The organism is Cutibacterium nasicola (assembly GCF_051303185.1).
GTDB lineage: Bacteria > Actinomycetota > Actinomycetes > Propionibacteriales > Propionibacteriaceae > Cutibacterium.
In genome coordinates this window covers 344,380-367,558 of sequence record NZ_JBPPGE010000002.1, presented here as the reverse complement: position 1 = coordinate 367,558, position 23,179 = coordinate 344,380, and the positions used below count along the sequence as shown (strand labels likewise).

The following is a 23,179-nucleotide window of genomic DNA, read 5'->3' as shown; positions in this document are numbered from 1 at the left end:
TCCGAAAAGTCCTTTAGCTGATGGCGAAAGATTACCACCAGCCAAGACGAGCAGGCCGTGCGCACGCCCATCGCACCAACCCGAAACAAAACGAGCCCGCCCCTGGCGAACCGAGGGGCGGGCTAACCGCGGAGGATACGAGATTCGAACTCGTGAGGGCGTGAACCCAACCCGCTTTCCAAGCGAGCGCCATAGGCCTCTAGGCGAATCCTCCGCCGAGTAAGATACATGGGTTCGGCGCGCGGCGCCAATTTGCCTGCGGGTTGTGCTCCGGGACCGACGATGGACTCTTAGTAATGGGAGTCCCGACCACGGAGCCGATCAATCTCGCGACGGTCCTTCTTGGTCGGTCGTCCAGCCCCACGGTCGCGGCGAGCAAGGGGAGCCGACAGATAGGCGGGTCGGGGAGCCGACAGGTCCTCGTAGGCCTCGACCGCGAGTTTGGCGCCGACCCGCTTGGCGATCGGGTTGACAACCTTGAGAACCCGGTCCCATCCCGGGGTGTGAATGGTGACGGTATCGCCGGGTTTTACGTCGTGGGAGGGCTTGACTGGATCCCCATTGAGGCGAATATGGCCGCCTTTGACGGCGTCGGTGGCCAACGATCGGGACTTGTAAGCGCGCACCGACCATAGCCACACGTCGATCCTCGTCATCATGCCTCCCTTGCTGTGGAAAACGTGTCAGCAATGCTATGGCGAGCCACGCGTTGTTGCAGCCGATGATGATGCGCGCAGCATTACCACGGGTTGTTCCCTGGATAGGGCGTCGGTTAGAGTGGGACTCGGTTCCCCGTGCGGCGGCACCTGACTGAACTCCCCCAGGACCGAGAGGTAGCAAGGGTAGGTTGGCTCTACCGGGTGCGCGGGGAGCCCTTTTCATGTCCGCGGCAGCCGTGCCTCATACGGTTTCGATCAAGGCTCGGGAGGAGGGTCGCCATGGACGATCAGCGACGCATCATCACCACCGATCGTGCCGGTTCGATATGGGCAGGCATCACCTGGTGCTCGCTGCTGCTCTTTGCCGTCGCCGGCATCCTGGGAATGATGGCCCAGACGATGCTTCCGGCCAATCTCGGTTACCCCCAACTCCACGACAGTGGGGTGCCAATGTGGCTCACATGGACAGTCGTCGGCATAGACGTCGTAGCTTTCTTCATCCCCCCGCTGGTGACAACGTCATGCGCTCGTAAAGCCAAGCGCCTCGGCCACCCGGTGCGTTCTGCGGTCCAGATCGCATGGACCACCTTTGCGGTTGTGGCAGTGGTGAGTTTCGTGCTGGTCTTCTTTGGTTGAGTCGCTGTCTGAGGCTGTTTCGCGCCCTCCCCGCAGGACCGATGAGGCTGTGTCGTGGTCGTCAACTAGGGTTTCCCCTGTGGATGAGACGGTGCCTGAGCCGGGCATGGAGGATGAGGCCGTCGAGCCTGAGGCCTTCGAACAAGACGGTCCCGATCTTTTCGGCGACGAGGAGTCGCCGCGTCCCGTCATGCCCCCTGACGAAGCCACCCCTGACGACGACCTGCCCTCTGACCCGCGTGACCCTGGGTTGCTGGACGGTCCCGAGACCCCTGAGGAACCCGATGGTCTCGAGACCGACGAGGATGAGGAGGATGGCGTAGACGTCAACGAGCGAGTCCGGGAACTCATGGTGGAAGACCCCGAGACCATCGTTGATGACGATCTGCCAGAGCCTCCCCTGGCCCTCTACCGGCGTTACCGTCCCGAGGTCTTCGACGAGGTCATCGGTGAGGACCACGTCATTGAGCCCCTCAAACGTGCCATCGCCAACAATCGTGTCAATCACGCCTACCTGTTCTCAGGACCGCGTGGCTGTGGCAAGACAACCACCGCTCGCATCCTTGCACGAGCGCTGAACTGTGAACAAGGTCCGACGCCGACTCCTTGCGGAAAGTGTCAGTCCTGTCGCGACCTGGCCTGCGGCGGCCCCGGATCCATTGACGTCATCGAGATTGACGCGGCCTCTCACGGTGGCGTGGATGACGCTCGGGACCTGAGGGAGCGCGCCTTTTTCGCCCCAGTGCATTCGCGCTACAAGATCTACATCATCGACGAGGCCCACATGGTCACCCCGCAGGGCTTCAATGCCTTGCTGAAACTCGTTGAGGAGCCCCCGCCGCACGTTAAGTTCATCTTTGCGACGACAGAACCAGAAAAAGTCATCGGGACAATTCGCTCCCGGACTCACCATTACCCGTTCCGCCTGGTGCCTCCGAAGGTTCTCGTCGATTATCTGGCTGGGCTGTGCAGCAAGGAGGACATCGACGTCGACCACGCCGTCCTGCCGCTGGTGGTGCGCGCCGGCGGCGGGTCCGTGAGAGACAGCCTTTCCGTGCTTGACCAGCTTCTCGGCGGTGCCGCTGATGGCCATGTCAGCTACGAGCAAGCCGCGGCGCTACTCGGCTACACCCCAGATGCTCTCCTCGACGAGATCGTCGACGCTTTCGCCGCGGGGGACGCCCACCAGGTCTTTGCGACCATCGACAAGGTCATCGAGGTGGGTCAAGATCCCCGCCGTTTCGGCGAGGACCTGCTGCGGCGGATGCGTGACCTCGTCATCATCTCCGCGGTGCCCGACGCCTGCCGGAGCGGACTCATCGACGTGTCACCAGAGCAAGCCACCCGACTTACCCATCAGGTGGCCGGATTCGGCCCAGGCGAGCTCACCCGCGCGGCTGAGGTGCTGGCGACGGGGCTGACACATATGCGAGGCACCACGGCCCCGAGGCTCCACCTGGAGCTGATGTGCTCGCGGATCCTGCTGCCGGGAGCCGACACCGATGGTCGGGGCATCCATGCACGGTTGGAACGGTTGGAGCGGAGAATTGGTGTCTCTGGCCCCGTCGACACTGCCGAAGCCGCCGAGACCACGGCCCAGTCTGCCTCTCGGGACACGTCGCTGCAGGACGATTCTCCGCAGCACCGACAAGCGGAGAACCCGTCAACCCCCGAGCGCCGGTCCGAGCCGGAACACCGCGACGTCCCGGCGGTTGGAAGGCGTCAGTCCGGGCGTCCGCGACCCAGCCGTAAGGATTACCGGCCCAGCAATCACTCGACGGATCAGCCGCCGTCCCCGCAGCACTACCGAGGCCAGCAGAATCAGGTGCCACAGAGGCCAGAGCAGCAGACTGGCCCCTCACCTAGTCAGCAGCAGCCTCAGGCGCAGGACCATCAGCCCTCCGATCATCAACTCGCCGACCACCAGGGTTCCTCGCCAGTTCAGCCCCAGCAGGCTGAAAGTGGCGCTGACAACGCCATCGACATCACGATGCTGCGTCGCGAGTGGCCGCAGGTACTTGAGGCTGTCAAGGATGGCGGGCGCGTCGCATGGATGGTCCTCAGCAGGTACGCTCAGGTGCTCGAGGTCCACGGTAACCAAGCCACGTTGGGATTCAACAACACGGGCGCCCGGGAAAACTTCGCTTCCGGTAATTACCCGAAGATTTTGCACGACGCCGTCGTGAAGGTATTGGGTGTGGACTTGACCTTCACCGCAGTCGTCGGGGAGCCTCCGGCAGCCGTCCGGCCCGAGCCGCAACGTGGCGAGGCCCATCTGCAGGAGGTCCCGCCAGTTGCTCAGGAACCACCCGATGATGGCCCCTGGGAGCAAGGGCCGCACCGCCAAGGACCGAATCGGGGCGATGGCCCGCCGGACCCTACCCGTCCCGGTCGGGATTCCCAGGGCCGACAGGGCAACCGTCAGCCGAGTTCTGACGACGCGCCTGGGGAGGCGCCGGGAACCAGCTCCCATCCCAGCGAGCAAGGGGAGGACGGCTCTGCCCCCGACACCACGACCGAGGACCAGTCCGGAGATGTTCGCGATGACGTCGTCGAATCGGGGCCCGTGACTGGCGCCCTTAGGTGGAGTGAGCGCGCCAAGGGAAGCGTGCGGTCCCTGGAGACGACGTCGCAACCGGTCCAGATGGAAGAACCGCCTGATGACGACGGGGATTGGGACGACACCGTGTTGGAGGAGTCCGCCGAAAGCCCTATTGACCTCATCATGCGCGAGCTAGGCGGGGTCGTCATCGACACTGACGGCGAGACGGCTGGATGAATGGCGGTCGAACAGCTTCGGCTCGCGATCTTGTCGTCGCCGGACGGCTACTGTGGGTCACGACACCGCCCCACCAGCGAGGACCAGGGGCCACACACATACGGGAGACACCATGACCACTGGAGGATTCGACCTCAGCGGAATCGACATGGGCGCCTTGCTCGCCCAGGCTCAGTCCGTCCAGGGCCAGCTCGAGGCGGCCCAGAACCAGCTCGCGGAGAGCAGCTTCGAGGGTACTGCCGGCGGCGGACTTGTCCGTGCCACCGTCACCGGAACTGGCGATCTCGATGCCCTGACGATCACTCCCGAGGCCCTCGAGGGCACCGATGCCGAGATCCTCGCCGATCTCGTCGTGGCTGCCGTCAAGGACGCCACCGAGCAGGCCCACACCATGCAGCAGTCCCTCATGCCACAGATGCCGGGCCTCGGGCTCTGATCCACCCCCACACGTCAGACAGGAGAATTGATGTACGACGGTCCGCTGCAGGAACTCATTGACGCCCTTTCCCGGCTACCCGGGATCGGGCCGAAGGGTGCACAGCGGATCGCCTTCCACATCCTCGACGCCCCGGCAGAGGAGGTCAACGAACTGGCCGACGCCCTGCGCGAGGTCAAGGAGAAGGCTAAGTTCTGCAAGATCTGCTTCAACGTCTCCTCCGACGAGGTGTGCCAGTACTGCCGCGACCCGCGTCGGGACCGGTCAATGATCTGCGTCGTCGAGGAGTCCAAGGACGTCATCGCCGTGGAGCGCACCCGTCAGTTTCGTGGCCTCTACCACGTCCTGGGTGGGGCCATCTCCCCGCTGGATGGCAAGGGTCCTGCTGACCTTCACATCCGTGAGCTGTGCCAGCGCCTGGCCGACGAGACGGTGACCGAGGTCATCCTGGCCATGAACCCGAACCTCGAGGGGGAGGCGACGGCGACCTACCTGTCTCGTCTCATCAGCCCCATGGGTGTGACGGTGTCGCGTCTGGCTTCCGGCCTGCCCGTCGGCGGCGATCTGGAGTACGCTGATGAGGTGACCTTGGGGCGTGCCTTCGAAGGACGTCTCCATGTCGGCGCCTGATCCGCGATGTGTCTCACCAAGTGGTCAGGAGCGGCGATTCCTTGACTAATGGATACCGCGTATGCGACTCTTGACCAAGATTGCATCACGTCACCCGGAGGTCACATGTCCATCAGGTTCGCCATCCTCGCTTTACTGGCTGAGAAGCCCCGTCACGGCTATGAGATCAAAAATGAGTTTGATCGCCGTACAAATCACACCTGGCCCCTCAATATTGGACAGGTTTACACAACCTTGGACCGCCTCGAGCGTGATCGGCTGTGCTTCCGGGGCGACGAGACCCCCGATGGCCGGGTCATTGCCACCATCACCCCGGAGGGTCGCGAAGAGGTGCGCAAGTGGTTCGCCACCCCGATCACCCCGGCAAATCCGCCGCGTAACGAGCTGGCCATCAAGATTGCCCTTGCGGCCACCTCGAAGGAGGTCGACGTCGCTGCCCTCATCCAGGATCAGCGCCGCGCCACCATGCACCAGTTGCAGGAATACCGCCAGGCCCGCCGCGGTGTCGCCGAGGAAGACCTCGCCGGCCAGCTCCTCGTTGACGGAATGATCTTCGTCGCCGAGGCCGAGATCCGCTGGCTTGACCACTGTGAATCCAAGGCCATCCAGACCTCCCGCTGCCGCCATGACGAGCCCGTCGAGGCCGTGACCGAAGAGCCCAAGGTCACCCAGGAGGCCTGAACCGCATGACGTCGACCCCGCCGCGCGCCGCTGACGAGATCACCCTTCCGGCGCCTCGCACCGTCTTGTCCCTGGACCACGTGAGTCGTTCCTTCGGTGAGGGCGAGCAACGGGTCGACGCCATCATCGACGTCAGTCTGGGCATCAATCCCGGTACCTTCGCAGCCGTCATGGGGCCATCAGGCTCGGGCAAGTCCACCCTGCTCGGCCTCGCCGGCGGACTGGATCAGCCCACCTCCGGCACGGTTTCCGTATGTGGAGAGCCGCTGGGGGGCATGTCCCGTGACGACCTGGCACGGGTGCGACGCCGTCAGCTCGGCTTCGTCTTCCAGGATTACAACCTCGTCCCCACCCTCACCGCGGTCGAGAATGTCTCCCTGCCCCTTGAACTCGACGGGGCATCGGCCAAGCGTGCCCGCAATGCGGCTGAGATCGCCCTGGAACGTGTCGGTCTGCCCGACCTTGCTGATCGTCACATCGAGGAGATGTCGGGTGGACAGCGCCAGCGGGTCGCCATCGCGCGCGGCATTGTCGGGGACCGCCGGGTACTCCTCGCCGACGAGCCCACCGGTGCCCTTGATTCTGCGACGGGTGACGACATCATGGCCCTCATCCGGGCGCTTGCCGACGAGGGGGTTGCCGTCGTCCTGGTGACCCACGAGGCACGCCACGCAGCCTGGGCAGACCGCGTGGTCTTCCTGCGTGACGGCCAACTCGTCGATGAGTCCCAGGTCGTCAGCGACCCCATGGAACTCCTCAGCCACAACCCGAAGCGCGGGGAGTGGTGATGGGAACCGAGAACACCCCCGACAGCGGCGCCACCGTCCGACTCTCCGGAGAGGTCGTCGCACGTGGACGATCCCACCGCCGTCTCATCACCCGGTTGGCCGTCCGGGACATCCGCAAGCACAAGGCGCGTTCCCTGCTCATCGTGCTGCTGATAGCCCTGCCCGTGGCCATCATGTCCGGGCTGGGCACGATCTTCGAGGCCGATGGAACCACCACGGAGGGCCAGGCCGTCTCGAAGTATGGCGACGCCGACATGCTCATCATGCCGATTGAGGACTGGGATGGTCATTGCTCCCAGTACGGTCCGGATTCCGCTCACTGTGGCGTCCAGGGATCGCCGACTCCCGAGTTGCACGCTCGTCAAAGGCAGGCGATGGAGAACCTTCACGTCGCGGGCCACGAGCTGTATCCGTTGCGGACCCAGACTGTCGACGTGGCATGGCGATCTGCCACCTTCGAGGTCATCGTCAAGGGGATGGACGTGACCGCCATGCGTCCTGATCGCATGGAGTTCCCGAGTGGCCCGATGCCTCGTGGCAACAGCGTCTGGGTCTCCGGGGACGCCGCGAAGACGTATGGCTGGTCCATCGGCTCACACGTCACCATCGAGGGTCGTCAACGTACCATCACAGGGCTGACGCGGGACCGGTCCAGCTACGAACCGACTTTCTGGGTGGGACCCGAGGATCCACTCGTCATGAATGGGGATCTCATCTATTACGTCAGAGGTCCGCAGCTCGCCAAGGAACAGATCGCGAAACTCAACGCGTCGGGCCTGGGCGTCGAGGACCGGAAATCCGACAGTGCCTCTGACGATGACGGCCTCGTCGCCGGCCAGATCTTCGCCCTGGTCCTGGCTGCCGCCGTTCTCTCCTCGATCGTCACCGCCACCATCGCTGCTGCTGCCTTCTCCATCGGGGCTCGCCAGCAGCGTCGCATGCTCGCTCTGTTGGGAACCACCGGTGCAGCCCGACGAGACCTCATGGGTGTGATGATCGGCCAAGGACTGTTGCTCGGCTCGATGGGCGCGGTGCTCGGAGTAGTGCTCGGCATCGGAGTGGCCAATGCGTTCGTGGCCATCGGACGCCGAGCCAATCCCGGATACCTCCTGACCTACAGCGTCGACTGGGAGTACGCAATCATCGGCCTGGTCATCGGTCTGTTGGCAGCGGTGGTCGCCTGTTGGTTCCCGGCGCGGGAGGTGGCTCGGCAGGACGTCCTCATGGGGGTTCAACATGCTGAGGCAGCTGCCCCTCCAGCACGTCGTCCGATCGCAGCGACCGTCGTGGCGATCGTTGGAGTGCTCGTTGGGATCGGTGTCGTCGTCTACGATCTCGTCCACGTGTCGGGCTCCGACGACGTCATCCCTCTCAACATCGGGATCGTCGTCACCATCGTCATCTTGTATCTGGCCGCGATCTTGGCTCTGCCGCGGCTTGTTGACAGGCTGTCTGGGCGGCCGTCCTCGCGACTGTCGCTCCGCTTTGCGCTGCGCGATCTCAACCGGAATCGGGGAAGGGCGGTTGCCGGAGCAGCGGCGTCGATGGCCATCACCGTCCTGGCATGTGCCTTCGTGACGTTGGCGGACGGCATCGCCATCCAGGAGCGAAACAACTACCAGCCGACTTATGCCGCCAACGTGGCGGTGTTGGCTGGGGACGACACCGGTGGGCATCATGTTTCTGGAAAACGCATGAGCAAGGAGATCAAGCAGGTTGAGGCAGTCTTCGGGCCATCCGTGAAGTACCAGCGTGCGGTGGAACCTGTCACCTGCGACAAGGACGGACAGAACTGCAGCAACAGTCTCGATATGAATGTGAGCAATCTGTACATCCCATCGGTGGTCATTGACGATGGCACCCTCTACGAGTTGCTGACTGGGCAGGATGCCGATGATGAGGTCATGAAGGCCCTTGACGAGGGCATCATCCTCTTCCAACCCGATGCGCGAGAACGATCCCGGGAATCAGTCTTCCAGGACGGTGGACCGAATGGGGCCCATGACCTCGAGGTGACGGCGATCAGGGCCCCCGAGAACTCTCTCGGCCTCCAGATGCCAGCCCTCATCGGACGCAACACTGCTGCCAAGGTGCTGGGAGTCAGTCCCGACGACATGAAGACCCAGACGACGGACACGTGGCTTCGTCTGCCACACCCCCCGACCTCGGAGGAGGGGGACCGTCTGCAGCGCTCCCTGATGGACATCACCGGAAGCACCTCCGACTTTTTCTGGGAAGAGGGATACGCGGACATCTCGGGAACCGTCGTGCGCTGGGCAGCGATCATCGGGGCGCTCCTGGCCACCTTTGTGGGAGCCGTGGTACTTGCCCTGACCTTGTCGGACTCTAACGCCTCGCGTACTGCCATCGCATCGGTGGGAGCCTCCACCGCGACGCTGCGACGCATGGTTGCGGCACAGGCCTTCGTCACGACAGGTATCGGCCAGGTGCTCGGGTTGATCGTGGGATTCGTGCCCATCGTCATCATGATTGCGTGTGCCGACACGGTGCAGCCTGTCGCATGGCCACTCGGCTGGCTGGCACTCATCGTGGTCGTCCCGCCGGTCCTGCTGGGGCTCGTGGCCAGGTGGTGTGTCCCGGTGCCCAAGGCCCGGATGACCCGGGTGGACTGAGGACGGCGTCGGCCAGGCGCGCTACCTCGCCCAGGTTCCCGTCATGGACGGGTCGTTGTCGGGATTGTTGAGAGCCGGATGACGCGGATCAGCCGGGGGCTGGGACCGACGGCGACGCCGTTCGCGCGGAACGGCCTGGCCGGCACCCCAGGAAGCCAGGGTTGCCAGCCGGGAGCGCAGATCCTTCGGCAAGGTGAACGGGCGAGTGATGAGGGCTCCGAAGCTGCCGCCCACGGCCAGCGCCACTCCCACCAGTAGGGCCTCCAGAAAGAGGGCCCAGCCGTTGTCCGTGGTGACGCCGGTCTCGTTGCGGGCGTTGACGATCATGTACAGCGCTCGGTACATCATGACACCGGGCATCAGGGGGACGATGGCGATCGTCACCAGACCGAGTTGCGGCACCTTCCAACGTCGGGCCCCCAGGGCGGCGATGATGCCAGCAACCATGGCGCCGAGCCCCGAGGCTGCCGCTACCGACGTCGTCAGGTGCATCCCCAGCAGGTAGCCTGCCCAGGCGATCGCGCCAAGGGCAGCGCAAATGGCCAGAGTACGGTATCCGGCATGGGAGGAAATGCCGAAGGTCACAGCGATGACTGCGGCAGCGACCATCTGGAGGATCGGGTTGGTGGAGAATCCCAGGGAGGGTGAGATGTACCCGGGCACCCCGAGTCTCAGCCCGATCCACATCGCCGTAATGACGCCAAGAATGATGCCTCCGGTTTGAACAAACCCCTCCAGGAATCGGCCGGAACTTGTGACGACGTAGCCGTCGAGGGCGTCCTGGGAGGCCGCGACGAAGGAACCGCCTGCCAGCAACGAGACGATTCCAGCGGCGACGATGAGAGACGGAGACAGTGACAGCGGGTGATCGGCAGCTGCCATGTACACCATGACGACAAGGGCGAATGCGGTAGCGATAGCACCACCGGCTGCCTGGGCGAAGAAATTTGCGATCCTCTTGCGCGCCATCGCCTGGACGGTCGCGTCGACAAGGCACGTCGAGAAGAAGCTCAGCACACCGTCCAGCGCACTACCGCCAAACAGGGTGGACAGTCCCGCCCCCATGAGACCGATGTTCATCGTGACAAACCACTGACGGTACAGCCGTGGGCTGCGCGTAATGGCAGCCAGGCGGTCAGTGGCCTCCTCAAGGTCAACGGTCTTGTCGCAAATGTCGTCAACGAGTAGCTGTAGCTCGCCGAGGCGCTGGTAATCGCTGCTGCGGGAGCGGACCACCCGCAGCCCAGTGATGGGGTCCTCGTCGAGTCCGCGATGCTGGGTGACGATGACCGACGTGTTGGTGATGTCGATGTGGACGGTCACCCCGTAGGTTGCGGTGATGCGGAGGGCCATTGCGACGGCCTCAGAAGCGGATTCTCCCACCGAGATCGCCATGACTGCGATCCGGGTGACGAGGTCGACGACACGACGGGCCTGCATGGCCGCCATCTCGGCGTTGCCCAGATTGAGGGCCAGGGTGGGCTCCACCGGCGTCTTGGCCCGGAACAATTTCTCCAGCGGCACGTGTCGTGCCCGGTGTGCTTTGGGCGGCCTGGAATGGTGGGATTTCGCCTTGCTGTTTCGTGGAGTGACCGTACCAGCGCGGGTCAGCGGCCATGACGTCGACGCGTGGCGTAATGAGGCCATACGCGTCGCGTTGTCCTCCTCGACCGGGGGTTCGGGAGGGGTAGCGGGCTGCGCAGAAGGCTGGCCCGGGCGGAAGATCCGGGCGTCGATCCCGTCAGCAGTTCGCGGGATGGGATCGTCGTTGCGCCAGGGGCGCGGATGGTTTCGGGACGTGAGTCCACCACGAGCACCCGATCGCTTCTCCGCCATCTGACACCCTCCTCACGTCGCGCAGGATTGCCCTGCAACACCATTGTGGTCGCCCGCACCGACGGTACCCAAACGAGGACGGATTCTGGACTTCTCGGTAGGGTGGCGGCGTGCTCATTGCGACCGATCTCGACGGAACGTTCCTCAGCCTCGATGCCACGGTGTCCCCTCGAAACCGGGTCGCTGTAGAAGCCGCTGAGGCAGCGGGTATTCGCGTCGTTCCGGTGACGGGGCGTGCCATTGGCGGGCTGCGGATAATTGGGCCGGTCTTTCACCAGCATTCCTTGGTCTGTAACGGTGCCGTCGGGGTAGACATGTCCACTGGCGAGACACTCTTCACAGCGACGATGCCGGTCCACACCGTGAAGTCCTACGTCGACCAGGTGACCGCCGAGCTTCCAGGGACGGTGTTTTGTGCGGAAGTGGGGGACTCGTCGGTGTTTCTCGTTGAGAAGGGGTACGACGACATCGTCCCCGCCTTCGAGTCCGAGAATGATCCTGCCGAGCACGTCCGCGTCAGTCGCGAGGAACTATGTTCCACCGAGGCTGTCAAACTCATGGTCGTGCACCCGACAGTGCCTGCTCAAGACATCTACCAGGCATCCCAGCGTCTGCAGGTACCCGGAGTTCATGCTACCTGGTCCGGGTTCACAGTGGCTGAGGCCGGGCCGGCAGGTGTGACGAAGGCGAGCGGTCTCGAACGTATCTGCCACCTCCTCGGGGAGGATCGCGCAGACGTTGTCGCCTTGGGGGATGGCGCCAATGACGTGGAGATGTTGCAGTGGGCTGGGACCTCCTACGCGATGGGCGGTGCCCAGCCGGAGGCTATCGCTGCCGCTGACAGGCGCGCTCCCTCCTGTCAGGAGGACGGTTTCGCCGTTGTCGTCGAGGAGCTACTGGCATCTCGATAACCTCGCAGTGTGCTCATCGCAACAGACCTTGACGGAACCCTCCTGACCACCGACGGCACCATCAGCCCTCGTACTCGCGATGTCATTGATGCCGCGGAGAGAGCCGGAGTGCCGGTGGTGCCGGTCACGGCCCGGCAGATTTATGGCATTGAGAGATGGCAGGACGACCTGGGTCGCTGGGCACTGTGCTCTAACGGCGCCATCTGCTGGGACCTTCAGGCCCACACAGTGCTGTTTCGTCAGCTCATGTTAGCCACCGTGGCAAACGAGTTTGCTCATCGCCTCCTTGCTGTGGCTCCTGGCATCCGCTTCCTGACGATCAAGGATGACGGCCTGACCTTCGCATCTCAGCGCGGCTATGCCGAGCTGACGACCTTCGCCGATCATTCCCGTGATCCGTCCGAGATGCCTGCCCTGGATTTGGACGAGGTACTTGACGGAGACTGCCTCAAGATGGTTGCTCGCCACCCGGACCTGCCCATTGAGGAGATCCTTGCCCGCGCCGAGAGCGTCGGGATGACTGATGAGGTGCACGTCACGACCTCGGGGAAACCGATGCTGGAGATCAGTGCCAGAGGGGTTACCAAGGATTCCGGTTTGTCGATGCTGTGCGATCACCTAGGTATTGACCGAGGGGACACGGTGGCTTTTGGCGATGGAGCCAATGACGTCGAGATGCTCGCTTGGGCAGGGGACTCCTACGCTATGGCCAATGCGGTGCCGGTGGCGGTCGCAGCAGCTCGTCACCGGGCGCCGTCGAATGCTGAGGACGGGGTTGCGCAGGTCATCGAGAAGTTGCTCGCGGCGAGGGGGTTCTGAAGCGCACCGCCCTGGGTTGGTGCGGTGCTTGAGACACCAGGTCGGTGGGCGACCTGCTGCGTGTGGTGTTTCGGTGTGTGATGGGCCTTGGTGACACCTGCGGTGGCATCGGCGATGCGTTGCTACACAATTGCCACGGCGGCGCCCCTTGGGTCCGCCGCACTCGTCCTTTCGTGGAGTAGGATGCTTGCGACCGCAAGGCAGTGATGGGGCGATCACCCCGGAGTCGCCGGAAGAACGGGCGAGTGCATGTACCGCCTCAGTAGAACCAGCAGCGATCGACGAACCGAGAGGCCGACGTCGTTGACGTCGTGCAAGGAGGGTGGTACCGCGGGTACCCGGAGAATCCGGTGTGCTCGTCCCTCGGAGACCCGAGACGAAGGACCCACCCGCCGCGATGACCGATGTGAACTCAGTCCGCCCTGACACCTGCCGGCAGTACAACTGCGTGCCGCCGCAGATTGACCTTCCCGCGATGGACCACGAGATCATGGATCTGTGGGCCCGGGAACACACTTTCGAGAAGACCCTGGAAGCCACCAAGAACGGCCAGCCGTGGACCTTCTTCGAGGGCCCGCCGACCGCCAACGGTCAGCCTGGCACTCACCACGTCGAGGCCCGAGTCTTCAAGGACGTCTTCCCCCGTTTCAAGACCATGCAGGGATTCCGTGTCGACCGCAAGGCCGGTTGGGACTGCCACGGTTTGCCCGTCGAACTGGCCGTGGAGAAGGAGCTGGGATTCTCCGGCAAGCCCGACATCGAGAAGTACGGCGTTGAGCCCTTCAACGCCAAGTGCCGTGAGTCCGTCACCTGTCACGTTGACGCCTTCAGTGAGCTCACCGAGCGGATGGGTTACTGGGTCAACATGGACGAGGCGTACTGGACGATGAACCCGTCCTACGTCGAGTCGGTGTGGTGGGGCCTCAAACGGATCTGGGACAAGGGTCTGCTCGGCGAAGACCACCGCGTCGCCCCGTACTGCCCGCGTTGCGGTACCACCCTGTCCGACCACGAGCTGGCCCAGGGCTACCAGGACGACCGCGACCCGTCCATCTATGTGCGCTTCTCGGTGACCTCCGGTCCGCTGGCAGGCCGAGCCAAGCTGCTGGTGTGGACGACCACCCCGTGGACCCTCATCTCGAACACCGCCGTCGCGGTGCACCCCGAGGTGCGTTACGTTGTCGCCCACCAGGATCCGGTTCCGGAGGGTTCCGACGCCGTCGCCACCACGTCCGGGGATGACCCGGTCTCCGAAGACCTCGTCATCGCCGAGCCGCTCTTCGAGAAGGTGCTGGGTGAGGGCTGGAGCCTCACCGGTGAGTCCTTCATGGGCAGCGAGATGGAGTTCTGGACCTACGAGCGTCCGTACGACTTCCTGGAGTGGCCCAAGACCGAGCGCGTCACCACCGACGGTCGTCCCACCCCGGCTGACGCCAACTTCATCATCCTCGCCGACTACGTCACCACCGAGGACGGTACCGGTCTGGTGCATCAGGCTCCGGCCTTCGGCGCCGATGACCTGCTGACCTGCCGCAGCTACGGCCTGCCTCTGGTCAACCCAATCCGTCCCGACGGCACCTTCGAGGACTCCGTGCCGATGGTTGGTGGGCAGTTCTTCAAGACCGCCGACAAGGCACTGTGCGAAGACCTCGACAAACGCGGAATCCTCTTCCGCCTTGACATGCACTGGCACTCCTACCCGCACTGTTGGCGGTGCGACACCCACCTCATCTACTACGCCCAGCCGTCGTGGTACATCCGCACCACTCGCGTCAAGGAACAGCTGCTCGAGCAGAACGAGGGCACCACGTGGTACCCCGAGACCATCAAGCACGGCCGCTTCGGCGATTGGCTGGAGAACAACATCGACTGGGCCGTCAGTCGGTCGCGTTACTGGGGCACCCCGCTGCCGCTGTGGCGCAACGACGACGATCCTTTCGACATCATTTGCGTGGAGTCGCTCGCGGAGCTGTCCCAGTACGCCGGACGCGACCTCACCGGAATGGACCCGCACCGTCCGTTCATCGATGAAGTGACCATCACCCGTGACGGTCACACCTACCACCGCGTCCCCGAGGTGGCTGACGCCTGGCTGGACTCGGGCTCGATGCCCTTCGCCCAGTGGGGCTACCCACACGTGCCGGGTTCGAAGGAGAAGTTCGAGTCTCACTATCCGGGCGACTTCATCTGTGAGGCCATCGACCAGACCCGCGGCTGGTTCTACACCATGATGGCGGTCGGAACCCTCGTCTTCGACGAGACCTCGTACCGCAACGTGCTGTGCCTGGGTCACATCCTCGCTGAGGACGGCCGCAAGATGAGCAAGCACCTGGGCAACATCCTGCTGCCCATCCCACTCATGGACGCCCACGGTGCCGACGCGGTGCGCTGGTTCATGGTGGCCGACGGGTCCCCGTGGAGCGCTCGTCGTGTCGGTGACGACACCATCCAGGAAACGGTCCGCAAGGTGCTGCTGACCTATTGGAACACCGTCAGCTTCCAGGCCCTGTACGCCCGCGCCAACAGGTGGTCCCCCGACACAGGTCTGCAGCGCGATGCCGTCCCCGCGAGGGGGTCCGGGGGGGTTGTCCCCCCTGCTGTCGCACAGCGTCACGTGATGGATCGTTGGTTGGTCAGCGCCACCAACGTCCTCGTCCGTGAGGTTACCGAGGCATTGAACAACTTTGACACCCAGCGCACCGGAACCCTCATCGCTCAGTTCGTCGACGAGCTGTCCAACTGGTACGTGCGTCGTTCCCGTCGTCGCTTCTGGGATGGCGACCAGGCTGCCCTGTGGACTCTACACGCGACTCTCGAGACGCTCACCCGTCTGATGGCCCCAATGGTGCCGTTCATCACGGAGCGCGTCTGGCAGGACCTCTTCGTGACGACGAATCCGGAAGGCCCGAAGTCGGTGCACCTGTCGACCTGGCCGGTTGCCGACGAGTCCGTCATCGACGAGTCCCTCACCGAGTCGATGGACCTGGCCCGACGCATCGTCGAGCTGGGGCGTGGCGCTCGTGCTGAGGCCAAGGCCAAGATCCGTCAGCCGCTGTCGCGCGCCCTCATTTCGGGGGCCGCTCTGGCCAAGCTGAACGCGGACCTGCAGGCCGAGATCCGCTCCGAGCTCAACGTCATGGCTCTGGACTCCTTCACTGCGGCCGGCGACCTCGTTGACCACTCCGCGAAGGGCAACTTCCGCTCACTCGGCAAGAAGTACGCCAAGGCCACGCCGAAGGTTGCTGCCGCCATCGCCGCTGCCGATCCGGAATGGCTGGCCTCCGAGCTGGCCTCCAACGGGTCGGTCGAGTTGGAGGTGCCTGAGGTCGAGGGCGGGAAAGCGGTCGTGACCGATGACGACGTCATCATCTCCGAGCGTCCGCGCGAGGGCTGGAGTGTCCTCAACGAGCAGGGTGAGACGGTGGCTCTGGACCTGGAGGTCACCCCGGAGCTGGCCCGCGCCGGTCAGGCTCGCGAGGTCATCCGGTTCATCCAGGACAGCCGGAAGAAGGCCGGCCTGGACGTCTCCGACCGTATTTGCCTGTCCTGGCAGGCTGATGATGAGCTCGCGGGGGCCGTCGAGGAGCACCTCGACGAGATCTCCGGCGAGGTGCTGGCCACCTCCGTCAACCGCTGTGAGGCCGACGACCAGTGGTTCCGTGACGAGGAGCTCGGTCTGGCCGTGAAGGTCGAGAAAGCCTAATCGCACCCCTGATGGACCCATGACATCGGGCGGCCACCTTTCGACGGTGACCACCCGATGCGCGTTGTCGATGCGTGACCGTCAGGACGGCAGCTCGGTGTCGTCGTGATTCTCGACGCCGAGCTGGTCGAGGATGGCTGCCATCGTGCGAGCCACCGCCAGGGTGTCGTCCAGCGGCATCGTCCGGCTCTCGGTGCGCCCAGCCCGAAGGCACTCGCAGACCTCGATGAGCTCGTGGGCATAGCCGCGTCCCAGGGCAGGGGTGTTGTGGACCTCCGGGATGACCCCGCGACGATGGATGAGGATGCGACTGGGATGATGGAACCGCGGCTCCACCTCGATCCATCCGTCAGTGCCCTGGATCGTCATGCGTCCTGGACCGTCAGAGGTCAGAGAGATCGCCAGCGTGGCGAATTTGTTCTTCGGGAAGGTCAGCAGCATGGAGGCGTCAGAGTCGACGCCGTTGGGGAAGTGCTTGCCACGAGCGATGACCTCGGTGGGTTCGCCGAAGAGCCGGATAACGAAATCGAGGACGTAGACACCGAGGTCAAGGGTCACTCCGCCGCCCAGCGCAGGGGAGAAGAGACGGTCCTCCGGGTCGTAATCGCGCAGGGCAAACAAGTCCCCCTGAACACCCGTCGGCTCCCCGATCGCACCGCTGTTGACGGCATCGATCATCTCCGTGACGACGGGGAGGAATCGGGTCCAGATTCCCTCCATCGCAAAGACCCTGTGGGCCCGAGCAGTCTGCGCCATTTCGGTCGCGGCCTCGGCAGTGGCGGCGAAGGACTTCTCGACCAGGACGGCCTTGCCCGCCTCGATGGCCGCCAGGGCTATCGGGCGGTGCTGAGGATGCGGAGTTGCCACATAAACGACGTCGACAGCGGGGGTGGCGATCATGTCGGCATACGAATCGTGAGCGTCGGGACGTGGTGTGCCGAGCTTCTGGGAGACGAGATCGGCGAAGGCATTGGCACGCGCGGGCGACCTCGACGCGACTGCGCAAATGCGTGCCCCAGGCACGTGTGCGAAGTCGTCGAGAACCGTGCGGGCGATGCGTCCGGTGCCTGCGATTCCCCATCCAGTGGTGGGCGTGGTGTCCATGACACAACTTTAGACTCCAGTGTGGGCACCACCACGAGTTGACCCGCTGTGCGGTCGATTCGGAGGTGCCGTGCCTTGTCAAGAGGCATCCTTACCGCGTACCGTGAGGTTCGTGGGAAGCAACGAAGCTGACGATTGGACACTCCGGGCGAATTGTCGCGGAATGGCAGATGCCCTCTTCCCGGACGGGAAGGAGCAGCGCCGCGCCCGGCGGATCTGTACTGGCTGCCGCGTGCGTCCGGAGTGCCTTGCCGAAGCCCTGGACAACCGACTTGAGTGGGGGGTCTGGGGAGGAATGACCGAGCGCGAGAGGCGACGCCTGCTGCGCGAGCGTCCGGACGTGACGAGCTGGCGTGACGTGTTGCTGGCCGATCAGGGCTCTCAACCGAAAACCGCCAAGGTGACGTCATGACCCGGTGGGAGTACTTCACGGCACCAATTCTGGTGCACGCCTCGCAGCAGATCCTCAACAACTTCGGAGCCGACGGCTGGGAACTCGTCCAGATCGTTGCAGGCCCCAACCCGGAATCACTGGTGGGCTACTTCAAGCGCCCGCTGCCTGAGCAGGAGTAGTCCCGATGAGTGCCACGACGAAGTGCGCTGAACTGGGAATCACCCTCCCGCCGGTCGCGGCTCCGGTGGCCGACTACGTGCCGGCCATCCAGACCGGGTCACAGATCCTGACCTCTGGCCAGCTGCCTCTCGTCAACGGCGGGCTGACCGCTGTCGGCAAGGTGGGCGACACCGTCTCTGCGGAGCAGGCCACCGAGGCCGCTCGTACTGCGGTCCTCAACGCGATCGCGGCTGCCTCTGAGGTCGCCGGTGGACTTGATGCCATCAAGCGTGTCGTCCGGGTTGTCGTCTTCGTCAACTCCGCCCCGGACTTCACCGGCCAGGCCGGGGTCGCCAATGGCGCCTCTCAAGTGCTCGGACAGATCTTCGGCGACCAAGGCCGTCACGCCCGCAGCGCCGTCGGTGTGGCCACCCTGCCACTCGGATCGCCCGTCGAGGTTGAGCTGACTGTCGAGGCCTGATCACTCACAGATCAATGAGCATCCGGGGCCAGGTTTTGTACTTGGACCCGGACGTTTTCGCTGTTCTGGGAATGTCTGCGTCCCCGGAGGGGCAGACATTCAACTGGGCCTGTCACTGTGCGCGTGCCGCCAGCTTCTCGGGCTCCATGATCGTGACGACCTTGGGACGTACGGCGATCCAGCCGCGCGCGGTGAAGTCGGTGAGAGCCTTGTTGACGGTCTCGCGAGAGGAACCAACGGCTTGGGCGAGCTCGTGCTGGGTGAGGTCATGACGGACGACGATGTGGCCCGTCGACGGGTTCTCGTTGCCGAACCGGTGTGCCAGGTCGAGCAAGGTGTAGGCCAGACGGCTGGGAACGTCACCGGAGACGAAGTGGGCGGTGTTGTCGTCAGCCCGACGCAGTCGTTCCGACAACCGACCCAGCATGGCTAGGGCAACATCGTGGCGGGTCTCGACGAGTTCGCGCATCTGCAAGCCGGGTGCCTTGAGCAAGCTGCAGCGGGTGAGGGCGGTGGCCGTCGTGGAGCGCATGCCACCGTCGACCAGTGACAGCTCCCCGAACATGTCGCTGGGGCCCATGAGCCACAGCAGCGAGTCTCGAGGGGTGAGGTCTTCGGCAGTGGTGGAGCGGGTGAGCTTCACCTTGCCCTCGACGACGAGGTAGAGGTTGTCGGCTGGATCGCCGGCCTCGAAGATCACCGTGTTTCGCGGACAGACCAAGGCCTCGCACATCGCCATGAGTCGGGCGGCAGAGGCGGGGCCGAGAGCTGCGAAGAACGGTTGGGTCGCCGCTGCTGCCACCACATTTGTCATTCGAACGTCTCCCCTCACGAGCATCTGCATCGTCCGACCATCGGCGGCCGGATCACCGCATACATGTCCCTGTATTGTGGCAGGTGTCACATTTTGCGATGGCACTGGGGGCCATTTCCCCCTTCTATGCTTGGAATCATGGCAGCCACATCTACCACCTCAGTGCGTCGGGATCAGTGCAGGAGGCACGCTGACGAGGTGGCCGAGTTGTTGGTCGAGGCCTACCCCGATGCGTGCTGCGAGTTGCACCACGACAGCCCCTACCAGCTCCTTGTCGCCACCGTGCTGTCGGCTCAGACGACTGACCGACGGGTCAACACCGTCACCCCCACCCTGTTCTCTCGCTGGCCCGATCCGCAGACCCTCGCGAGCGCTGATGTCGGCGAGGTCGAGGCGGTCGTGGCACCCTTGGGATTTGGGCCGACCCGCGCGGTGCGGCTGGTGTCAATGGCAGCACAACTGGTCAACGAGTTCGGTGCCGACGTCCCCGAAGACCTCGACTCCTTGGTGATCCTGCCGGGCGTGGGCCGCAAGACCGCCAATGTCGTCCTCGGCAATGCCTTCGGAGTTCCCGGGATCACCCCCGACACCCACGTCATGAGGGTGGCGCGACGACTCGGGTGGACTGACGCGACGACTCCGGCGAAGGTGGAAAGCGATCTTGCCGATCTCTTCGACCCGGGCGACTGGGTGATGCTGTGCCACCGCCTCATATGGCACGGTCGTCGTTGCTGCCATTCGCGACGACCAGCATGTGGGGTCTGTCCAGTGGCCGAACGATGCCCCTCCTATGGGGAAGGTCCAACCGACCCCGAGGAGGCCGCCGCCCTCGTCAGGGAGCCGCGACGATGAGGAGGACGGCAATTCTCGGCGCGGTCATGACTGGTTGCGGTGGAGACGCCGACATGGTCATCGGGAGGACGTCATGAGCCATCTGAGTACCCTCATTGCCAGCCTGGGTCGCGACGACCCCAGTTTCTCGGTAGGCCGTCGTCCCGGTGGTGGACGGTCCTCAGCAGTACTCGCCCTCGTCAGTGAGACCGACAATGACATCATCCTGACACGGCGCCCACTGTCCCTGCGCCACCACGCCGGTCAGGTGGCCCTCCCGGGCGGATGCGCGGAGGAGGGCGACGACACCATCGTCGACACGGCCTTGCGTGAGGCCCGTGAGGAAGTCGGGCTGGACCGAGGTCTCGTCACCGTCAGGGGAGTGCTCCCGGCGGCCCACGTCGCTGCCAGCCAGTCCGACGTCACCACCGTCGTGGCGACCTGGTGTGGGGAAGGGGATGTCGGCGTCGTCGATCCTGCCGAGGTTGCCTTGGTGCAACGCGTCAGACTGGCAGACCTGGCCAATCCGGCCGCTCGCGCCACGACCTGTCACCCGTCGGGGTATCGCGGGCCCGCTTTCGTGCTTCCCGACCTCTTCATCTGGGGATTCACCGCGCACGTCCTTGACACCCTCCTCGACCGCGGTGGCTGGTCGCGTCCGTGGGACCGTGAACGAGTGGTGGAGATTCCGGAGAGCTATCTGGGGGCTCGGCGTCTGCCGGAGGGCACCACCCCCTGACGACATCGCCTGATCCGCGAGGTCAGAGCACGAGATCAAGGTACACAAAACGACGCTGGCCCTCTCACATTGCCGTGGGAGGACCAGCGTCACACCTGAGTTCAGTGGCGGGTAGCCGTGGCGCCGCTGGCGCGGCGAGGAGCGGCTTCAGACGAGGATGTCTCGACGGCGTCGATGCTGTTGCGGGCAGTGGCGTTGTACTTGCCACGGGCGAGGGCCGACTTGACGGCCTCGAGGGTGGACCTGGCCTCGTCGACGACGCCGGTTGGAGCCTTGACCCGGGAGATCTGACCCTTGCCGATCAGGGCGAGGATGCCGGCCAGGATGAACATGACGACGGCCATCGTCGCGAAACCGACGACTAGGGACAGCAGGATGCTCCAGTCACCGATGTGCTGCCACATGAGGGAGAAGGCGAAGGCGCCGCACAGCCAGAGCAGCAGTGCGCCGATGATGCCGAAGTAACCAGCACCGCCGAACATGCCGGCACCAATCCCGGCGTGCTTGGCGGCGGGCTTGATCTCCGCCGTCACCAAGGACTTGGAGTCCTGGACGAACTTCTGGCCGTCCGTCTTGAGGTTGTCGATCGTGTCGCCAACCGGGAGCTTGTGTGCCATGGGATGCCTCCGCGTCATGAATGTGGTGATCTCAGCCTAACGGGAATCGGATCGATCTGCTGGATTCGGGTTGAGTTGTCGTCGAGGGAACGGGTCAGCCGCTGGTGTTCGAGGTACCGGCAGCCACCGGAACCTCGTGAGGATGCTTCTCCTGCCACAGACTGTGTCTCTTGCCGCGATGGTGGAGCAAACCACCCCCGAGGATGGCTGCCAGGAAGGAGGCCACGAGCACGGAGGCCTTGGCCTCGTCGGCGAAGTCGTGGTCCTTCGGGAAGGACAGGTCGGTCATGAGCATCGAGACCGTGAATCCGATGCCGGCGAGTATGGCGACTGCGATGATGTCGCGCCACACCACACCTCGACCCAACTCGGCTGAGGTGAATCGGGCAGTCAGCCAGGAGCCCAACGTGATGCCGATGACCTTGCCGCCGATGAGGCCGCAGATGATGCCCAGGGAGATGGGGTGGGTCCACAAGCCGAGGAAGGTTTCCTTGCTGACCTGCACCCCGGCGCTCATGAGGGCGAAGAAAGGGACGACGGCGCCAGCTGACCACGGTTCAACCTTGTGCTGCCAGCGGTCGATGGGGTCGTCGAGGACGTCCTCCTCGGTGCGGGTGAGCAGACCGAAGGCGACACCGGCGATGGTGGCGTGGACACCGGAGTGGAGCATCGACCACCAACCGACGATGAAGATCGGGACGTACCACCAACCGTTGTCGACGTGGAAGTGCTGCATGAAGCCCCACAAGGCGATACAGGCAATCGCGCCCAGGAGCCACCAGATGTTGATGCCGTGGGAGAAGAAGACCGCGATGACGATGATGGAACCGAGGTCGTCAGCGATGGCCAGTGTGAGCAGGAAGGCTCGTACTGCTTGTGGCAGACCAGATCCGACGATGGCCAGCACCGCCAGGGCAAACGCGATGTCGGTGGCCATCGGGATGGCCCACCCTGCTGGATGTCCGTCAGAGGACAGCACGTTGAACAACGCGTAGATACCAGCTGGGAACACCATTCCGCAGACGGCGGCGACGATGGGAACCAGGGCGTCGGCGGGTCGCGACAGTGACCCCTCGACGAACTCTCGCTTGAGCTCGAGACCCGCGATGAAAAAGAAGATCGTCAGCAGACCATCAGCTGCCCATTCCTCGAGGGTGAGCGGGCCAACGGACAACTCGCGGAAGAAGTGGTACGAATGCTGACCGAAATTGGCCCACAAGAGGGCTGCGACCGTGGCTGCCAGCATCAACATGCCGCCGGTGGTCTCGTTTCGGAAGATGTCGGACAGGTGAAGGGCGTTGGGGCCCGTCACCGGCCGGAGGATGCTCATGCGAGGCCGCTTGTTCTTGTGGGAATCCGTCATGAATGCCTTTCGCGCACCCGTGGCACAGGCTCAGCGGGGATAGGGGACACGGTCACGCCGACCAGACTTCCCGGCACACCTCGCTCAGAAACCTACCAAATGGGTGTGGCGGCACCCACCGATGCTCATGTCGTGGACTGACGGAATCGTCACGTCACAGGTCGAG

21 protein-coding genes, 1 tRNA gene and 1 other RNA gene are annotated in these 23,179 nt (G+C 64.3%); 16 read left to right on the top strand and 7 right to left on the bottom strand.

Going from position 1 to position 23,179, the window contains the following annotated elements; all coding sequences use genetic code 11:
* Window positions 1-129 precede the first annotated feature (129 nt).
* Window positions 130-214: transfer RNA gene (locus tag ACSJJT_RS05615), tRNA-Ser, on the bottom strand.
* A gap of 76 nt (window positions 215-290) precedes the next feature.
* Complete coding sequence (locus ACSJJT_RS05610) at window positions 291-656, bottom strand: RNA-binding S4 domain-containing protein (protein WP_002549519.1); 366 nt, start codon at window positions 654-656, stop codon at window positions 291-293.
* Between the two features lie 127 nt (window positions 657-783).
* On the opposite strand from ACSJJT_RS05610, the gene ffs reads away from it, so the two are divergent.
* From ffs to ACSJJT_RS05570, 8 genes are all read left to right on the top strand, one after another.
* Window positions 784-880, top strand: an RNA gene (gene ffs / locus ACSJJT_RS05605) — signal recognition particle sRNA small type.
* 58 nt (window positions 881-938) lie between these two features.
* A complete protein-coding gene (locus ACSJJT_RS05600) occupies window positions 939-1,295 on the top strand; it encodes a hypothetical protein (RefSeq protein ID WP_435917346.1) in 357 nt (118 codons plus the stop codon).
* A 106-nt stretch (window positions 1,296-1,401) separates the two neighbouring features.
* The gene (locus tag ACSJJT_RS05595; protein WP_435917405.1) at window positions 1,402-4,074 is read left to right on the top strand and encodes a DNA polymerase III subunit gamma and tau; all 2,673 of its coding nucleotides are present in this window, start codon (window positions 1,402-1,404) and stop codon (window positions 4,072-4,074) included.
* Between the two features lie 112 nt (window positions 4,075-4,186).
* Window positions 4,187-4,510: a YbaB/EbfC family nucleoid-associated protein gene (locus tag ACSJJT_RS05590; protein WP_016666831.1), complete on the top strand. Its 324-nt coding sequence runs from the start codon at window positions 4,187-4,189 to the stop codon at window positions 4,508-4,510.
* Between the two features lie 30 nt (window positions 4,511-4,540).
* Window positions 4,541-5,140: a recombination mediator RecR gene (gene recR, locus ACSJJT_RS05585; RefSeq protein WP_016666832.1), complete on the top strand. Its 600-nt coding sequence runs from the start codon at window positions 4,541-4,543 to the stop codon at window positions 5,138-5,140.
* A 105-nt stretch (window positions 5,141-5,245) separates the two neighbouring features.
* Window positions 5,246-5,821: a PadR family transcriptional regulator gene (locus ACSJJT_RS05580; RefSeq protein ID WP_016666833.1), complete on the top strand. Its 576-nt coding sequence runs from the start codon at window positions 5,246-5,248 to the stop codon at window positions 5,819-5,821.
* 5 nt (window positions 5,822-5,826) lie between these two features.
* Window positions 5,827-6,609, top strand: coding sequence for an ABC transporter ATP-binding protein (locus ACSJJT_RS05575; protein ID WP_435917345.1), 783 nt, complete (start codon window positions 5,827-5,829; stop codon window positions 6,607-6,609).
* Window positions 6,609-9,242 carry an ABC transporter permease gene (locus tag ACSJJT_RS05570; RefSeq protein WP_435917344.1) on the top strand — a complete coding sequence of 878 codons (2,634 nt, stop codon included), beginning with the start codon at window positions 6,609-6,611 and terminating at the stop codon, window positions 9,240-9,242. Before ACSJJT_RS05575 ends, ACSJJT_RS05570 begins: the two co-directional genes overlap by 1 nt.
* Window positions 9,243-9,263: 21 nt before the next feature.
* Here ACSJJT_RS05570 and ACSJJT_RS05565 read toward each other — a convergent pair whose 3' ends face one another.
* Window positions 9,264-10,730, bottom strand: a complete 1,467-nt coding sequence (locus ACSJJT_RS05565) for a threonine/serine exporter family protein (protein ID WP_435917404.1) — start codon at window positions 10,728-10,730, stop codon at window positions 9,264-9,266.
* A gap of 458 nt (window positions 10,731-11,188) precedes the next feature.
* Between ACSJJT_RS05565 and ACSJJT_RS05560 the strand changes: the two genes are divergently transcribed.
* From ACSJJT_RS05560 to ileS, 3 genes are all read left to right on the top strand, one after another.
* Window positions 11,189-11,989, top strand: a complete 801-nt coding sequence (locus ACSJJT_RS05560) for an HAD hydrolase family protein (protein ID WP_435917343.1) — start codon at window positions 11,189-11,191, stop codon at window positions 11,987-11,989.
* A 9-nt stretch (window positions 11,990-11,998) separates the two neighbouring features.
* The gene (locus ACSJJT_RS05555) at window positions 11,999-12,808 is read left to right on the top strand and encodes a Cof-type HAD-IIB family hydrolase (RefSeq protein WP_435917342.1); all 810 of its coding nucleotides are present in this window, start codon (window positions 11,999-12,001) and stop codon (window positions 12,806-12,808) included.
* A 397-nt stretch (window positions 12,809-13,205) separates the two neighbouring features.
* A complete protein-coding gene (gene ileS, locus ACSJJT_RS05550) occupies window positions 13,206-16,511 on the top strand; it encodes an isoleucine--tRNA ligase (protein ID WP_435917341.1) in 3,306 nt (1,101 codons plus the stop codon).
* Window positions 16,512-16,592: 81 nt separating this feature from the next.
* Here ileS and ACSJJT_RS05545 read toward each other — a convergent pair whose 3' ends face one another.
* Window positions 16,593-17,615, bottom strand: coding sequence for a Gfo/Idh/MocA family protein (locus tag ACSJJT_RS05545; RefSeq protein WP_435917340.1), 1,023 nt, complete (start codon window positions 17,613-17,615; stop codon window positions 16,593-16,595).
* Window positions 17,616-17,727: 112 nt separating this feature from the next.
* Here ACSJJT_RS05545 and ACSJJT_RS05540 point away from each other — a divergent pair, with 112 nt between their 5' ends.
* From ACSJJT_RS05540 to ACSJJT_RS05530, 3 genes are read left to right on the top strand one after another with little or no spacing between them, the layout of a single operon-like run.
* Window positions 17,728-18,027, top strand: coding sequence for a WhiB family transcriptional regulator (locus tag ACSJJT_RS05540; protein WP_435917339.1), 300 nt, complete (start codon window positions 17,728-17,730; stop codon window positions 18,025-18,027).
* Window positions 18,024-18,188 (top strand): Sp36 family protein, encoded by a 165-nt coding sequence (gene sp36 / locus ACSJJT_RS05535; RefSeq protein ID WP_435917338.1) that lies wholly within the window; start codon window positions 18,024-18,026, stop codon window positions 18,186-18,188. Before ACSJJT_RS05540 ends, sp36 begins: the two co-directional genes overlap by 4 nt.
* Before the next feature lie 5 nt (window positions 18,189-18,193).
* Window positions 18,194-18,649, top strand: a complete 456-nt coding sequence (locus tag ACSJJT_RS05530) for a RidA family protein (RefSeq protein ID WP_435917337.1) — start codon at window positions 18,194-18,196, stop codon at window positions 18,647-18,649.
* A gap of 112 nt (window positions 18,650-18,761) precedes the next feature.
* On the opposite strand, the gene ACSJJT_RS05525 is transcribed toward ACSJJT_RS05530, so the two are convergent.
* On the bottom strand, window positions 18,762-19,493 hold the full coding sequence (locus ACSJJT_RS05525) for a Crp/Fnr family transcriptional regulator (RefSeq protein WP_435917336.1): 732 nt from the start codon (window positions 19,491-19,493) through the stop codon (window positions 18,762-18,764).
* A 96-nt stretch (window positions 19,494-19,589) separates the two neighbouring features.
* On the opposite strand from ACSJJT_RS05525, the gene nth reads away from it, so the two are divergent.
* Together nth and ACSJJT_RS05515 are read left to right on the top strand one after the other, a co-directional pair.
* On the top strand, window positions 19,590-20,315 hold the full coding sequence (gene nth, locus ACSJJT_RS05520) for an endonuclease III (RefSeq protein ID WP_435917335.1): 726 nt from the start codon (window positions 19,590-19,592) through the stop codon (window positions 20,313-20,315).
* Between the two features lie 73 nt (window positions 20,316-20,388).
* Window positions 20,389-21,033 carry an NUDIX hydrolase gene (locus ACSJJT_RS05515; RefSeq protein WP_435917334.1) on the top strand — a complete coding sequence of 215 codons (645 nt, stop codon included), beginning with the start codon at window positions 20,389-20,391 and terminating at the stop codon, window positions 21,031-21,033.
* A 101-nt stretch (window positions 21,034-21,134) separates the two neighbouring features.
* Here the strand turns inward: ACSJJT_RS05515 and ACSJJT_RS05510 are convergent, their stop codons facing one another.
* Both ACSJJT_RS05510 and nhaA read right to left on the bottom strand, forming a co-directional pair.
* Window positions 21,135-21,650: a phage holin family protein gene (locus tag ACSJJT_RS05510; RefSeq protein WP_435917333.1), complete on the bottom strand. Its 516-nt coding sequence runs from the start codon at window positions 21,648-21,650 to the stop codon at window positions 21,135-21,137.
* A gap of 94 nt (window positions 21,651-21,744) precedes the next feature.
* Window positions 21,745-23,013, bottom strand: coding sequence for a Na+/H+ antiporter NhaA (nhaA, locus tag ACSJJT_RS05505; protein WP_435917332.1), 1,269 nt, complete (start codon window positions 23,011-23,013; stop codon window positions 21,745-21,747).
* Between the last annotated feature and the right edge of the window lie 166 nt (window positions 23,014-23,179).